The sequence below is a fragment of the Neobacillus niacini genome (assembly GCF_031457145.1).
In the GTDB taxonomy this organism is placed as follows: Bacteria; Bacillota; Bacilli; order Bacillales; family Cytobacillaceae; genus Neobacillus; species Neobacillus niacini_J.
This window is the reverse complement of the sequence record NZ_JAVDVZ010000004.1, coordinates 136,407-151,562: the sequence shown is the minus strand read 5'-3', so window position 1 is coordinate 151,562 and position 15,156 is coordinate 136,407. Positions and strand designations below refer to the sequence as shown.

The following is a 15,156-nucleotide window of genomic DNA, read 5'->3' as shown; positions in this document are numbered from 1 at the left end:
TACATAATTAATTTAAAGTAACATTCTAAGGAGCGATCTTCAATAAAGTATCGCTTCTATTTATCTCTAAATGTTAACCCATTTGTCTCCAAAGCAGTCCTTAGTTTTGGTAAAGAAGCCGGTCCCATACCGTGAAACTGCAAAATTTCCTTTTCACTAAAGTTCGATAACTGCTGTAAAGTGGTGATCCCATTGTTTTCCAATGCACGTCTAGCTGGGGCAGAGAGTGTTGAAAGAAATCCGCATTCAGGTTTTCGTTCTTGCTCACAAGTCGGGCAGGTTGGACAGTCGCTGCTTTTATAGAATTTGTGTCCTTTTTCACAAGTCCTTAAACTTTTATTTGAAGTTGTCATAGTAATGTCTCCTTTTCCACAATATTATTGCTATTAATAGCACTATTATAACGGATAATCTCAAAAATAGAATGGTGATATATCTTCGGTGATTCTGTTAAAATTAATAAGGAAGTGAATACATTAGAAAAGGGTGAATGTATTGGTTAATACATCAACAACAAGACTAATAATGGTTCGTACTTTTGATGTCACGGCGGATAAAGTATTCGACGCTTGGCTGAACCCAGAAATATTCCAAAAATGGTTATTTACCATGGAACAAACAAATAAAGTCGCAAAGAATGATCCTCACGTCAGTGGTACTTGGGAAATTGTTGATCATCGAGAGAGTAAAGATTACCGGGCCATTGGTGAATACATAGAAATTGACCCGCCAAATAAAATCGTTCTCACGTTTGAAATGCCTCAATTTAGTGATACAGTGGACACAATAACGGTAGAAATTAAACCTCTTGACGAGGGATGTGAGATGACCTTCATACAAGAGATTGTCGTTCCACATGAAAAAGACTGGACTGAAGCAAATATTGAAAAAGCAGAAGTTGAGTATCGTGATGGTTCAGAGCAGGGTTGGAACTTAATGTTTGGCGGGTTAAAGCAGTTAGTGGAGACTGGTAAGATTGTTTTTCCATTTTAATGGGGTTAATAAAACTAATCGGACATTTTTCGATTAGTTTTTTTGTGGCTTAAAATACGAAAAAAGACGATAAAAGGGGCGATACTTTGCTATAGTATCGCCTTTTTGTTTTCTAATTACAAAGATGCAAAAGTAAGGTCCAGCTGCTAAACTTGGAAGCTAGAAAATGGAAAAAATATTTTTATATTAAATTTTTTAGTTAATATTCAGTTTACATGAACATGATATCTTTTATTTATTAAGAAATCAGAGGTGAATATAATGCATAAAAATATGGCTAAGAATCATTTGCGTTATTTAAAGGGATTTAGATGGGTGGTTGTAATTTTAAGTGTGGTCTTGGTTCTTGGAGGGACACTTTCATTAGTGGGATTGTTACCAGCCAGTATATGGAGGGGCTTAGATCTTTTTCTGACTAAAATGACGGAAATTTTTGGATTTGCTGCCGTGTTCCTAATTCTTTTTAGAATGATATGGATGTTGATGAAGAAGAGTAAAGTTCCAAATGTTGGCTGGTTATTTTCCATATGGCAGTTTCTAAAAAAAAGGCATGTTTTATTTGGGTGGATTGTTGCGGCTGCAGGAACTGCACATAGCCTATACTTTCTAATTTTTATCCCAAATGACATGGATGGGGTTTACAGCGGGTTGATAGCTTTCGCCGTTATGATTGCTATGGTGATTTTCGGCTATAAATTGAATCTAAAAGAACGGACACACAGGAGTGTCAGAGTTTTACATACCTTTTTAGGAATTGCCTTTATTATTGGACTACTCTATCACATGGCAGATCTACACTAGTGCTAAATAGACGTTACATAGATTCTTAATCTATGGTATCAAAATGGTGTTTCCGGAGGGGGGACCTAATTGAACAGACCGAAAAAAACGATCATTATTTTTCTGGCATTGTTGATTTTTTTAATTGTTGCTTTAAATACTGAGTTATTTCATAGCGTAATCACTGGAAATATAAAGTCTATTACGAATCTATTGGGTGATAATATACCTTACACTCTATTGATCACCTTAGTGATTATGTTTGTTCATAATGCATTTCCTGTTATTCCACTTTTTATTGTTATTATGATAAATAATACTCTTTTTGGTTTTCAATTTGGTGTGGTGTGGAGCATTCTAACAAGTATTTTTTGTGCCGTAACCGTATTTCTAGGTGTTAGATATATCCTCCAAGATTTGGTGATGAAAAAAATCAATTCTCCCATTTTTAGTAAAGTAGGACACAAAGGATTATGGTTTGTGTTGGGAGCAAGAGTTTTTCCTTTTACTCCTACAAGTATCGTTAATGGGGTTTCAGGTGTTAGTAATATTAGACTTTCCTATTTTACTATCGCAACTGCACTAGGGAACTTCATCTTATTTATTATTTACACACTTATTCAGGACGGATTGATATCACAAGGAATTAATCAATATATAATTGGAATCTTCATTCTTACAGGATCTATTTTGTTTTACTATTTAAAAAAACGTTCCTTACGAAAAAAAGGACTTTAAAATACTCGATTATTCATGATAAATGAAAGGTAGGTAGATTATGAAATTACTAGAAATAAAACAATTAAATAAATCATATACACTTGGTGGAAAAGAAGAGGTACCGGTACTTCGTGATGTAAATATAAGCTTTGAAAGCGGTGAATTTGTTTCCATTCTAGGTGAGTCAGGTTCGGGGAAATCGACATTAATGAACATTATCGGCGGAATGGACTCTGATTTTGAGGGAGATGTCTTCATACTTGGAAAATCGCTGAAATCGATGAAGGAAAATGAAATTGATACCTACAGAAAAGAGAAGATTGGCTTTATTTTTCAAAGTTTTAACTTAATCCCTCATTTATCCGTACTTGAAAATGTAAAGATTTCGATGCAAATGATGAATCAGAGTGAAAACCAAAGAACAGAGCGGGCAATGGGAATATTGGAAGAAGTCGGTTTGAAGGATCATGTGAAAAAGCGTCCAAATCAACTTTCGGGAGGCCAAAAACAACGTGTAGCCATCGCACGTGCGTTAGCCAATGACCCAGATATTATTTTAGCTGATGAGCCAACCGGGGCATTAGATCAAGAAACAAGCGAACAAATCCTGCAATTACTGGACTCGATTGCAAAAAAAGGCGTGCTGATTATAACAGTTACACATTCGCAAAGAGTTGCTGCCTACGGAAGTCGAATTGTAACCGTAGAGGATGGTCGTATTAAAAAAGATCAGTCAATGAAAGACCGTTATACTGCCATTAAGGAGGCGACACAAAAAAAAGGAAAAAGTTTAAGTTTATTGTCTTCTTTTAAGCTGGCCCTTAGAAATATACAACTAAAAGCGAAACGAAATATCCTCGTTGCTTTAGGGGGATCTATTGGAATATTGAGTGTTATTCTTATGTTATCTTTAGGAAATGGTGTAACGGGTTATATAAATAATGAAATCAACTCTAGCCTAAATCCTTTACTCGTTGATGTGGTAAAATCATCTGATGTTTCAGAAGGGCAACAGACGATTGGACCTGGACAGGGTGGACCTGGTGATCCCGGACAGCAAATGGGAGGCGAGCCATTTACAGACGAAGATATCATCAAAATCAGCGGATTGGAAAATGTTGAAAGAGTAGAAAGAGTAACAACAATTAGCGGAAAAAGCAATATTGTGTACAATGAAAACAATTATGAGCTTTCATCCTTGGGAACGATAAATGATACGATTAAGGCGGATGATGTTGAAAAAGGAGTACTTCCATCTATAAATGAGGTGCTGCTAACAAAGTCTTTTGCGCAAAGCATAACAAGTGAAGAAACATATGAGTCCATTGTTGGAGCATCGATTAAACTGTTTGTGAATGAAATGAGTGAGGATAACCAGCCGGTTACGATTGAAAAGGAACTAGTCGTATCGGGAATTTATGAACAGGGAGATAGGGGACCATTAGGTGGAGCAATGGCTTATGTTTCTTATACAACTCTTGAAGAAACGTACACCCAGTATAATATTCAATTGCAGCCTGTCCAGCTAAATGCATACGCGGCAGCACAGGAATATGTAGAGGAAATTAAAGCGAAAGTGGAAGACGCTGGCTTTGTGAGCTCTCCAATCGCTACGATTATGGAGCAAGTAACAACATACTTAAATATGGCTACCTATCTGTTAGCGGGAATTGCTGGTATCTCCCTGCTTGTATCCGGGATAATGATTTTAGTGGTCCTATATATTAGTGTTGTGGAACGAACCAGAGAGATTGGGATTTTACGTGCAATTGGCGCGAGAAAGAAAGATATCAGACGTATATTCTTTTCGGAGTCAGCTTTATTGGGCTTATTCAGCGGTATGATTGCAGTTGCAGCAGCTATTGTAATTAGTAGTGTTTTAAACAATTTTCTATCCAACAGCTTCGGTGCTGAACTGATTCAGCTTACTCCTGAATACATGCTGTTTGGCATTGGAGTCAGCACATTGATTAGTGTGATTGCTGGGCTGCTTCCTTCATCTAAAGCTGCCAAACTAGATCCAATGGAATCGTTGCGATACGAATAATGATCGGCATTAATTTCTTAATTGCGATTGATAAAAAATGAACATGAAAGATGACCGGAGGATGTGTAATGAATAAGATTTTAGTTGTGGATGATGACCCGCATATTCGGAAATTGATAAGGCTGTATCTTGAAAAAAATCAATTCTCCGTGATGGAAGCCGAGGATGGACAAGAAGCATTAGATTATGTATCACATTCAAAGGTAGATTTAATGATTGTCGATGTGATGATGCCACGTGTAGACGGTATAGAATTAACAGAAGATATTCGAGGGTATTTGGATATACCGATTTTAATGGTAACCGCTAAAGGAGAATCGATGGATAAAGTAAAAGGGTTTCAGGCAGGTACGGATGATTATTTGGTGAAGCCCTTTGACCCGGTAGAGCTTGTACTAAGGGTAAAATCCCTATTAAAACGCTATAATATTTCAGCGGCAAAAGCAATTGAAATTGGTAACGTAAAAATTGATATGGAGACATTGACGGTCTCTTCAAATAAAGAAACGGTATGGCTAAAAAAGAAAGAGTGTGAACTGCTTTTTATGCTAGCTAGTTCACCAGGAAAGGTTCTTACTCGAACACAATTGATTGAAAACATATGGGGAATGGATTATGAAGGGGAAGAACGGACTGTGGATGTTCACATAAATCGACTGCGTCAACGAATAGAGCCTTTCCCGACTATGACAATTAACACTGTTCGGGGACTTGGATATCGGTTGGAGGAAACATAGGGTGTTTAAAAAAAGCCTGCGTATTCAAATTGTTGCTACATTCATTATGATCGTACTTATTAGCCTATTCGTATCATTTGGTATTACCCGCTTGATTGCAGAGAAGGAAGTTACGATTGATGACCCGTTTTTGATGATTGCGAGTGACACAGTTTCTCTTCTTGCATTAACTGAGCCGCAAAGACGTGAACAAATATTGAGCATTTTATCTCACTATAGTATACATGGCGAAATTATACAGGAAGGAAATGTGCTGCCTTTTTCCTTAACAGAAGAGGAGGCAGCTCCGCTATTACAATCTGAATCATCAGAGCCGATCTTTTTAAATCGGAAGCATGGTCCTGTTCGATTCATTGGAGTACCAAACATCGATAACAATGGAAGTTCCTTGATTGTAAAGGTTGATTTTACCTACTTCTCTGAAGTTATTCAACACATCTTGTTCATTGGTCTTTTTATGGTATTAGTTATAGGAAGTCTGTTTATCCTGTTATCCTCTAACTATATTGTTAAACCAGTGATAAAGCTTACAAACGCAGCCAAGGAAATGGCAAAAGGAAATTTATCTATTCGCCTTAAACATAAAAGGAAAGATGAACTTGGAGAATTGATGAACAATTTTAATTATATGGCAAGCGAACTTCAGAAAACCGATAAAATGCGAGACGATTTTGTTAGCAATGTTTCTCATGAAATTCAGTCTCCGATCACCTCAATTCGAGGATTCACGAAGGCAATTAGAGACGGTTTGATTCCACAGGATCATCAAAAAGAGTATCTCGATATTATTTATAATGAAACAATAAGACTTTCAAAGTTGAGTGATAATTTACTTCGGCTAGCTTCACTAGATTCAGAAAACCATCCTTTTCATCCGGTGGAGTATCGGTTAGATGAACAACTGCGGAGAGTAATACTTGTATTTGAACCACAATGGACTGAAAAAAAACTTGCTGTTGAACTTGATCTCCTTGCTTGCAGAGTAAAAGCTGACAAAGACTTATTAGAACAGGTATGGCAAAATTTGATAACGAATGCAATTAAATACTCAAATTATAATGATAAGATTGAAGTCAAAATGGAAATGCTTAATCATGAAGTCCACGTTCATATAAAAGATACGGGGAGAGGAATTCCAGAAGAAGATCTTCCATACATATTTGACCGATTTTATATGGTGGACAAAGCAAGGAGCCGTTCAGGAGGAGGCAGCGGCCTTGGATTGTCTATAGTGAAAAAAATCATCAACCTTCATGGCTTTAAAGTAAAAGTAAAAAGTGAGCAAGGAAAAGGAACCTGTATTTCTATTGCCATACCACTTTTAGTTAATACAAAGAATACAAATGTTTAAACTGTTCCCAACAGCTCCCTTATTTGCTGCTACACTCACACTGGAGATGCAGACATAATAATTCACAGATAAAGCAAACTACAAGAAAAGGAGGGACGGTGAGAAAAATGGATCACAAAGTGGTAAATGTAGATGTTTGTATTGTAGGTGCAGGGCCAAGTGGAGCATTATTAAGTTATTTATTGGCGAAAAATGGTGTGACTACAATGATTATCGAGCGAAGCTCCGGAAATACTCCCCCATTTAGGGGCGAGCATATTAGTGCCGAAACAGAAGATATTTTAGAAGAACATCAATTGTTCCATAAAATAGAAGAAAAAGGACTACTTCGTATGGATAAAGTTGAATTTTTTGATCATGGCCAAGTGATAAAAACGATTACTCCCCAAAAGGATGAGAATCACGTAGGCATTCATGTCCCCCAAGCACACTTAATCAGTACAATCTTAGAAGAAGCAGCAAAATATGATCAATTTAACCATATGGTTAAAACAAAAGGTACCGGACTTATTCAAAGTGAAAATGGAAGTTACTGTGGAGTAAAGGCAATAAAAGGGGAAGAAGAATGGACGATAAACTGTTCGATTGTTGTTGGTGCAGATGGCCGTTACTCAACAGTACGAAACCTTGCAAATATCCCGGTTGAAATCATCAAACATGGCTATGATGTTTTATGGGCGAAGATACCTGCACCGGCGGGATGGGAACCAACAGTAAGATTGCTGCTTTCGAACGGTCAACAGCTTGCACTTTTTACTCAAACAGGAAGATTTGTTCAAATTGGGTGGAACATCCCAGAAGGTGCATTCCCAGAACTTAAAAAGCTTCCACTTAGCAGGATTCTAAATCCACTTCATGAAAACTTCCCTGAATTAAAGGAAAACATAGAACGTCATCTTAAATCGTGGAAGGATATCGTTTTTTTAGATGTTTTTAGTTCAAAAAGTCCAACTTGGGTGAAGGACGGACTTGTGATGATTGGAGATGCAGCCCATACAATGACACCGACTGCGGCAATTGGAATTAATACGGGGATGAAAGATGCCTATGTTTTAGCTCCAATCATTACGGAAGCTATCAGAACCAAACAGTTTAGTGAAGGCACATTAAGAGAATTTGAAGTTCTTCGTAGAGAAAAAGTAGAATATCTTCAAGAAGAACAAATTAATGAAGAAAAATCATATTATACCAACTTTGAGCGGTATTCACTATTGGAGACCGAATAGGGACATCAACCTTCCAAAAGGTTCTATACAATTGAATTAAACCCAAAAAAACCGACCTTTTTGAAGATAGAAAGGTCGGTTTTAGATTGTAACTTTTTAAATGTCGTAGAAGTGTTGATTATCATTAGCTGTGATGTTTTTCAGCCGCCATTGCCGCTGCTTTCGTTTTATGAACAGTCCCAAATGGGTGCTTAGGCGGTGCATAGATAGAATAAAGTTTTAATGGTCTATTCCCAGTATTGATTACATTGTGCCATTTTCCTGCAGGGACCATAATGGCAGAATCATCAGAAATTCTTTCTTCAAAATCTAAATGGTTTTTCCTATCTCCCATTCGAACGATTCCATGCCCATCTTCAACGCGTAAGAATTGATCCACGGAAGGATGAATTTCTACACCGATATCTTCACCAACATTGATACTCATCAACGTAACCTGCAAATGATTTCCTGTCCATAAGGCTGTACGAAAAGTGTTGTTTTGCTTCGTTGCCTCTTTAATATTCACTACAAATGGGTTCTTTCCATAATCTTTTATTACAATCCGGCTATCAATGGTTGGGTAGGGATAACCAAATGGGCCAGAGTAAACCATCTCATTGGGTGTTGTCCAGTAAGGCTGACTTCTGTAGGGATTCATTGGTACATTAGCATAATAATGATTTGGATAACCATACATGTAAGGATCATAGTACATATTTCTCATTCCCTTCACAATTTCATAAAATTATCCTATGCTCAACATTCGGCTAATGTCATTATATTATGATATTTCTACAATGCTTTAAATTTTGTTTTACTAGGAAGATTCTAATATAATTAAAAAATCGGAAAGCTGCCAAGTGTTAAAATTTCGAGTACATAAAGGGATTAGAAAAATAAGACGTAAAAAATAGCATGAAATGAGGAAATGATTTGATTACAATGACCAAGCACAAACCCAATAAACTAAAAATGGTGTTACGAGCATTATTGGTTATTATTGGGGGCTTTATTACAGCATATGGACTGGAATCAGTATTAATCCCTAACAACGTATCAGACGGTGGTGTGACAGGTCTGAGTATCGTTGGTTCGAAATTAATTGGAATACCTTTAGGACTGCTAATTGCAGTACTGAATATCCCATTCGTATTTTTAGGATATAAACAGATTGGTACAAGTTTTGCAATATATTCGGTTATTGGTATTGCTTCACTAGCAATCGGAACAATCCTTATGCACCAAGTACCAACAATTATCCAAGGAGATACCTTGTTAATAACCGTTGTGGGTGGTATCATCATTGGTTTTGGAATGGGGTTAGCATTACGAAATGGCGGCGCATTAGATGGAATTGATATGTTAGCCGTACTACTATCTCGTAAATTACCTTTTGGAACAAGTGATCTTATTTTATTCTTAAACATGTTCGTCTTTATTGTTGTGTCAACAGTCTTCGGTTTTCAAGGAGCCATTCTTTCAGCAATCGCTTACTATATTGCCTCTAAGGTCATTCATATTGTTGAGGAAGGCTTAAGTGGTTCTAAAACGTTTAAAATTATTACAAATGAACCAGAATTAATGGTGGAGACCATTCGTGACCAACTAGGACGTGGGGCGACATACAACGTAGTTGAAGGCGGCTATTCAAACGAAAAGTTTAAAGAAATCAATTGTGTGATTAACCGTTTAGAAGATAGCAAAATGAAAGAGATCATTAAAGAAATTGACGAAAATGCCTTTGTTATCGTGTATGACGTAGCAGAAGTTAAGGGTGGTAACTTCAAGAAGCATGATGTTCATTGAGGTAAAGCAGAATCAATTAAAGTTGATTCAACAGTTTAAGGGGTAATGTAAACTGCAAAAGAAATGTCCTTCATATGATGTATGAAGGACATTATTGATATACAGTACCTTTTAGCTCGGATCAATTTCATCCAATGACAAAACCGTTACATTGGTTGATTCCCCATTCGCAATTTCCTCTTCAGTAGCGTCTTGATTTAACACATCCTCAGTATTAATTCCCTCTGCAAGCGTTGGTTCCCCTTTTGAATATGTATCTTTTTTCATCCTAGACACCTCTTTTCATTAATAGTGTGAACATGAAATTTATTGTTTCCAAAACCAACTATTTTATCAAATTTCACTTATATATAAGACTTTTGTTGTATTCAAATTTTTTATTTTAAGGTCTTCACTTGAATGATTATTATCAACATTAAAATATATCAGAGCCATAAAATTAAATCTATCTTTAATAATTCATTTATACTTAACATCAAATTAACTGTAACTTAAAAAACTGGTTATATAATGAAATTGAGTTAAAAGCGAGAAAATATAATGCTGACATTCGAGAAAAAGCTGCCTCTAATTTTGTTCTTTGGTTTATCTATTGGAATAAGAGGGAAAGTGTTAAGCTGTTTTTTGAGGCAGCATTTAAATTTAGGAGGAAATTCAATTATGTCTAATTTGCGTTTTAGTGCCTTATCTCTCGTAATATCAGGAATATTATTTGTACTTTATCCTATAATTCGTCCATTTTCCGATGAAGCTTCCTTAGAAGGAGCTGCAGCTTTCGCCTCCACTGAATGGCTGGTGGCTCATATACTCGCCATTGTAGCTTTTACACTATTACCTCTAGGTTTTCTAGGGCTTTATCATTCATTACAAGATACTACATTAAAACCACTAATCTATTCTGCGGTAGTATTATGTTTAGTAGGAACAGGTTTAACTTTACCGTTTTATGGAGGGGAAACGTACGGTCTACATGCTATCGGAATGGAGGCGATAACACAACAGACAGTAGCTTTGGTTAGCATTTCAAATGTCGTACGTACTGGTACAGGACTAATTTTATTCCTGATAGGTCTCATGGTCCTTGCTATTGCCTCAATAATCGTTGCGGTTACGATATGGAGGTCAGGAAAGTACCAAAAATGGAGCGGCATTCCCTTCGCGTTAGGAATGGTTTTATATATCCCACAATTCTTGGGCGGTCAGCAGCTTCGTGTAATTCACGGCTTGCTTGTAACCATGGGTTGCTTATGGATAGCTGTTGGCTTATGGAGGCAAAGTAAACCAAGTATCAACCAAAAAGCAAAGAGAAGCATTTCAATGTTAAAGTAAATATTTACAAGAATCTGCGCCTTCTTCTTTCTATTTCAAACCGCCTTCTTCTTTCTATTTCAATTTCTATACCAAAGGGGAAAAATCGTCTTCTTCTAAAGTTGTCACGAAAAAACAAATCTCTTCGAAAAAATCCAAAAAATGGCATTAATTCCATCCTCCTTTCATGGCTGAAGTTTATTTAACAAAGGGACAGAATAACTTATACTGTCCTTTGTTCCGTATATTTTAGTAGATTCTCATAAAAGAAGTACCTACAATGATCAGGAGAATGAACAATACCACAATTAACGCAAAAGAGTTTCTTGAACCATCCATGCATAACACCTCCAACAATTTTATTGAAAATGACTTTACTTAAAAGAACGAAAACCAAAATTTTGTTTTATTAGAATGTTGAAAGTACAATAATCAAGAGAATGAACAAAACAACGATTAATACAAAGCTGTTTCCACCAAAATTACCGCCGTATCCATAGCCATCTCCGAAGCCACAGGAACCCCACATATTTTTCACCACCTATTGGATTATTCATAGGAAAATCAATTTTACATTGTATATATATTTTCTTAATACAAGGTATGATTGGACAAATATCATGGTATAGGGACAAAATCAGCGATTTGCTTAAACAATTTCAAAGCGCCTGCGATACACGCAAACGCTTCGTGAGGTACAATATGGTGTTCTGGTGGCATTAATAATATATGCACACAGAATATAAATGAATGGACAAGTGCTGAATGGGTTGAAGAAAAAATAAAAACCTAGATCCATTTGATCTAAGCGAATGTGGGATAAATATAGATTTGGTTGATAAAAAAGGTGTATCACAGATGGGTTAATGAATATTTCTAATACCAGATAAAGGGATGGTTAATGACTTTTGTTTTTCATCTTTTAGAGATAGTATTTGTTCAATAAGATTAAGTTTAAAAACACGGCCTCTAATCGTTTGTAAGACTCCATTCGTATAATAATCGATGGTAATAAGTTTATCTTCAGATAGTTTTTTCAAATACATATTGAACCTCCTAGAATAAGTAATGGTCTAACACAATTCCATTATATAAATAGTTTTTTAAGATTATATTAATAAGATGTTAAAGATATGTGAATTTAGTGAGGTATAGCAAAATTGAGGGTGATTGATACTTCAAACAATGGGATCCTATGATTGATTTTTTTCCTAACGACAGCTCCTTGCTGTTGTTTTTTTATGAAAAAGTATTGTATGGAATTGATTCTGGCATAAAAACCGGGATTCATGCATTTACCTAAATAAGGGGGTGTAATATGCGCAATTTAAAGCGAATGACATCAGGTATTTGGGGGTATAAAAGTTCAGGTGAATTAGCTGTCACTGTGGACTTTTATTCCAAGACAACACGTCTTATCATGGGTGCTATGTTAGGCTCAGTTGCCGTTATTCTTCAATCAGCTGGCATTTTTACTGGTATAGGATATATTTTTAGTATGTTGACAACGGGTCCTATTGTCTTAGCCTGTCTTTTGTCAACTAGAATCGGACTGATGACCTATATCGTTACGATTTTCCTCTTAGCTGTGGTCCAGCCAAGCGAACTATTGGTGTTTCCTTTTACAACAGGGTTGTTAGGCTTGAGTATTGGATTTGGTCTAAAGTATATAAAGAGGCCGATTTCCATCGTGTTCTTTGCAGCATTATGTTTATCAACCGGTATTTGCATTTTACTCTACGGAATAGGGTTTCCGGTCCTAGGTCCGTCTGTATCATCTGAATTTAATATATTGGTCTTCCTTGGAACATTTACCTTTTCTCTTATTTACAGCTGGATTTGGCTAAGAGTAAGTCTTTTGGTATTTTACATGTTTCATAAGGCGATCATTCGTAGACCCCCCACTAAGAAGTAGGGGGTCTTGTTGGATTCTTCATGGAGCTGTAAAATAACGATGAATCACAAAAATTGAGGTATCTAAATGAAAAGATATAAATTAATTAAAAATTTCAGAGGTCAATATAAAAAGGGAACTACTTACTTTGTTATAGGTGAATCTGAGTTTATAGGCGTTAAAGAGTTCGTTTTACAAACAAAGAACTTAGACGGCAAAATCATCCTTTCCGAAAAAGAACTGAAGGATCACTTTAAGCAAATATATTAATTATGGGCTATGGCATGTACTCCATTCCTTTTTTGTTAGGAAGGATATATCAATATGGAAATAGAATAAATGAAAAAATGCTATAACAAAAAAGGATGAATGGTATATGACTGAACTTAACACACTAGACACTCCAACATTGCTAGTAGATTATCAAAAACTGTTAATGAACATAAATCAAACGGCTACTTTTGTAAAAGAACAGGGGATTGCATTACGGCCACATATCAAAACACATAAATCAGTAAAAATAGCACAAATGCAACTAAAAGCTGGAGCTGTTGGTGTCACAACGGCTAAAATCAGTGAAGCGGAAGTCATGGCTGCTGGAGGAATTGATGATATATTAATTGCCTATCCAATCTCAAGCCCAGCCAAAATTAATAGATTAGTAAAGCTATTACAGCAAGGAGTTCAACTTAAGGTATCCGTAGATAATACGGAATCGTTATCCTATTTACAAAGAGGCATTGAACGTACACCTTATACGTTGGAAGTATGGATCAAAGTAAATTCAGGGTTAAATCGCTGCGGGGTCGAGCCGGGTTTAGAAGTGGTCCGGTTAGCAAAGGAGATTATGTCTCATTCAAAGTTAAAACTTGGTGGGATATTTACACATGCCGGACATTCATATGCTGCAGGCTCCAAGGCAGAAATCGAAGCAATTGGGCTACAGGAAGGGCAGGCAGTGGTGGAAAGTGCAAATCTATGTGAACAGGCTGGCATTAACATTCCTGTCCGGAGTGTAGGTTCTACTCCAACTTATCAAATAGCTGGTAAAGTGCCTGGCATTACAGAAATTAGACCTGGGAATGCAGTATTTTTCGATGCGATACAAGTTGGTTTAGGAGTGGCAAACATCGAAAGCTGTGCACTGAGTTTACTCGCCACGGTAGTGGGTGTCTATCAAAATCGCATTATCGTAGATACAGGGAGTAAAGCTCTTTGTTTAGATAAAGGTGCCCATGGCAATCAAACGGTAAATGGGTTTGGTCATATTATTGGCCATCCTGAAGTGTTAATTGAACGCTTATCAGAGGAGCATGGAGTAGGAGTATTGATAGGGGAAACTCAATTGAAATTAAATGATGTCGTGCAAATTATTCCCAACCATGCCTGTACCGTGGTCAATCAGTTTGAAGAATATGTAGTACATCAAAATGGCCTTGTAAAAGATGTGTGGAAAGTCGCTGCAAGAGGAATGATTAAGTAACGAGTTTAAAAGCCTATTTAGATAATGAAAGTAACATCTAAATAGGCTTTATTTTATATTTATTTTTCGCCATCAATAAGATGATGAATCTTAAATTCTAGTTTCTTTGTGGTTTCAAGCTTGATGATTTCTCTACCATCCAATTGTATCCTTTTAGAAAATAATGGTCCATCAAAGACAAAGGTATGATATTCACCTGATTCTCCCATTGGACAGGTGGCAGTCTGTTCAACTTCTCGGATAAAGGATTCATCTATCAGTCTACCAAGCCATGTTTCATCTAAAACATCTTCTCTAACTCGAATGACAATGGCCTGGTAGCCAGAATCCACAAAATTCTTCAGTAACATCAACGCATTTTCCTTATTCGTCCAAAGCGGATATAATGCCTCAACATCTGCTGCTAATGCTACGTTTTCGCCCCAATCGCGATGTTCCTTCAAATATAAATCCCCGTAGGCAATACCTGTGATCCCATATTGGTTTTTTAAAGTTTGAACGGCATTAACAAATTCATTGGTATAGGTTTCGTATGTACATTCTATGAAATGAACAGGGATGGATAGAGCCTCTCCTTGTAATTTTATCATTTCAGTCCGCTCACCATGTCCAAAGGTTCGACCATGTTCTTTAGGCACCGTTGTAACTAAACTAACAACTTCATATCCCTGTTTGATAAGAGTATCCAAAGCCATACAACAATCTTTTCCGCCACTCCAAGATAATGCTATTCGTTTTTTCAAGGTTATCACCCTCATAAACTATTATTTTGCTAATATTTTATCATACCTTTAAGTTGAATTGTCATAGCATGTACATAATCCTAACC

At 36.4% G+C, this 15,156-nt stretch carries 19 protein-coding genes; 12 read left to right on the top strand and 7 right to left on the bottom strand.

Annotation, left to right across the window (positions count from 1 at the left end):
- Positions 1–56 precede the first annotated feature (56 nt).
- A complete protein-coding gene (locus J2Y03_RS12025) occupies positions 57–353 on the bottom strand; it encodes an RNA polymerase alpha subunit C-terminal domain-containing protein (RefSeq protein WP_310194371.1) in 297 nt (98 codons plus the stop codon).
- 172 nt (positions 354–525) lie between these two features.
- On the opposite strand from J2Y03_RS12025, the gene J2Y03_RS12020 reads away from it, so the two are divergent.
- The 7 genes from J2Y03_RS12020 (at position 526) to J2Y03_RS11990 (ending at position 7,854) form a co-directional block, all read left to right on the top strand.
- Positions 526–993 (top strand): SRPBCC domain-containing protein, encoded by a 468-nt coding sequence (locus J2Y03_RS12020; protein ID WP_396954206.1) that lies wholly within the window; start codon positions 526–528, stop codon positions 991–993.
- Between the two features lie 273 nt (positions 994–1,266).
- Positions 1,267–1,794, top strand: coding sequence for a hypothetical protein (locus tag J2Y03_RS12015; protein ID WP_310194367.1), 528 nt, complete (start codon positions 1,267–1,269; stop codon positions 1,792–1,794).
- Between the two features lie 69 nt (positions 1,795–1,863).
- Positions 1,864–2,511, top strand: a complete 648-nt coding sequence (locus tag J2Y03_RS12010) for a TVP38/TMEM64 family protein (RefSeq protein ID WP_310194365.1) — start codon at positions 1,864–1,866, stop codon at positions 2,509–2,511.
- Between the two features lie 40 nt (positions 2,512–2,551).
- Positions 2,552–4,540, top strand: a complete 1,989-nt coding sequence (locus J2Y03_RS12005) for an ABC transporter ATP-binding protein/permease (RefSeq protein ID WP_310194363.1) — start codon at positions 2,552–2,554, stop codon at positions 4,538–4,540.
- Between the two features lie 68 nt (positions 4,541–4,608).
- The gene (locus tag J2Y03_RS12000) at positions 4,609–5,277 is read left to right on the top strand and encodes a response regulator transcription factor (RefSeq protein ID WP_132095352.1); all 669 of its coding nucleotides are present in this window, start codon (positions 4,609–4,611) and stop codon (positions 5,275–5,277) included.
- 1 nt (position 5,278) lies between these two features.
- A complete protein-coding gene (locus J2Y03_RS11995) occupies positions 5,279–6,628 on the top strand; it encodes a HAMP domain-containing sensor histidine kinase (protein ID WP_310194359.1) in 1,350 nt (449 codons plus the stop codon).
- Positions 6,629–6,735: 107 nt separating this feature from the next.
- On the top strand, positions 6,736–7,854 hold the full coding sequence (locus J2Y03_RS11990; RefSeq protein ID WP_310194357.1) for an FAD-dependent monooxygenase: 1,119 nt from the start codon (positions 6,736–6,738) through the stop codon (positions 7,852–7,854).
- A gap of 124 nt (positions 7,855–7,978) precedes the next feature.
- On the opposite strand, the gene J2Y03_RS11985 is transcribed toward J2Y03_RS11990, so the two are convergent.
- Positions 7,979–8,551 (bottom strand): cupin domain-containing protein, encoded by a 573-nt coding sequence (locus J2Y03_RS11985; RefSeq protein WP_310194938.1) that lies wholly within the window; start codon positions 8,549–8,551, stop codon positions 7,979–7,981.
- A 227-nt stretch (positions 8,552–8,778) separates the two neighbouring features.
- Between J2Y03_RS11985 and J2Y03_RS11980 the strand changes: the two genes are divergently transcribed.
- Positions 8,779–9,642, top strand: a complete 864-nt coding sequence (locus tag J2Y03_RS11980) for a YitT family protein (protein ID WP_132095376.1) — start codon at positions 8,779–8,781, stop codon at positions 9,640–9,642.
- 111 nt (positions 9,643–9,753) lie between these two features.
- Here J2Y03_RS11980 and J2Y03_RS11975 read toward each other — a convergent pair whose 3' ends face one another.
- Entirely contained in the window at positions 9,754–9,909 is a 156-nt protein-coding gene (locus J2Y03_RS11975) for a hypothetical protein (protein ID WP_310194354.1), read from the bottom strand.
- A 393-nt stretch (positions 9,910–10,302) separates the two neighbouring features.
- On the opposite strand from J2Y03_RS11975, the gene J2Y03_RS11970 reads away from it, so the two are divergent.
- Positions 10,303–10,971 carry a hypothetical protein gene (locus tag J2Y03_RS11970; RefSeq protein WP_310194351.1) on the top strand — a complete coding sequence of 223 codons (669 nt, stop codon included), beginning with the start codon at positions 10,303–10,305 and terminating at the stop codon, positions 10,969–10,971.
- 228 nt (positions 10,972–11,199) lie between these two features.
- Here the strand turns inward: J2Y03_RS11970 and J2Y03_RS11965 are convergent, their stop codons facing one another.
- From J2Y03_RS11965 to J2Y03_RS11955, 3 genes are all read right to left on the bottom strand, one after another.
- A complete protein-coding gene (locus J2Y03_RS11965) occupies positions 11,200–11,289 on the bottom strand; it encodes a YjcZ family sporulation protein (protein ID WP_132095344.1) in 90 nt (29 codons plus the stop codon).
- A 70-nt stretch (positions 11,290–11,359) separates the two neighbouring features.
- Entirely contained in the window at positions 11,360–11,479 is a 120-nt protein-coding gene (locus J2Y03_RS11960; protein WP_132095342.1) for a YjcZ family sporulation protein, read from the bottom strand.
- A gap of 334 nt (positions 11,480–11,813) precedes the next feature.
- Positions 11,814–11,996 carry a YolD-like family protein gene (locus J2Y03_RS11955; protein WP_132095340.1) on the bottom strand — a complete coding sequence of 61 codons (183 nt, stop codon included), beginning with the start codon at positions 11,994–11,996 and terminating at the stop codon, positions 11,814–11,816.
- Between the two features lie 272 nt (positions 11,997–12,268).
- Between J2Y03_RS11955 and J2Y03_RS11950 the strand changes: the two genes are divergently transcribed.
- From J2Y03_RS11950 to J2Y03_RS11940, 3 genes are all read left to right on the top strand, one after another.
- A complete protein-coding gene (locus tag J2Y03_RS11950; RefSeq protein ID WP_310194339.1) occupies positions 12,269–12,865 on the top strand; it encodes a YybS family protein in 597 nt (198 codons plus the stop codon).
- A gap of 66 nt (positions 12,866–12,931) precedes the next feature.
- Positions 12,932–13,114 (top strand): hypothetical protein, encoded by a 183-nt coding sequence (locus tag J2Y03_RS11945; protein WP_132095336.1) that lies wholly within the window; start codon positions 12,932–12,934, stop codon positions 13,112–13,114.
- A 106-nt stretch (positions 13,115–13,220) separates the two neighbouring features.
- The gene (locus J2Y03_RS11940) at positions 13,221–14,327 is read left to right on the top strand and encodes a D-TA family PLP-dependent enzyme (protein ID WP_310194336.1); all 1,107 of its coding nucleotides are present in this window, start codon (positions 13,221–13,223) and stop codon (positions 14,325–14,327) included.
- Positions 14,328–14,386: 59 nt separating this feature from the next.
- On the opposite strand, the gene J2Y03_RS11935 is transcribed toward J2Y03_RS11940, so the two are convergent.
- Entirely contained in the window at positions 14,387–15,079 is a 693-nt protein-coding gene (locus tag J2Y03_RS11935) for a Dph6-related ATP pyrophosphatase (RefSeq protein WP_310194934.1), read from the bottom strand.
- Positions 15,080–15,156: the final 77 nt, after the last annotated feature.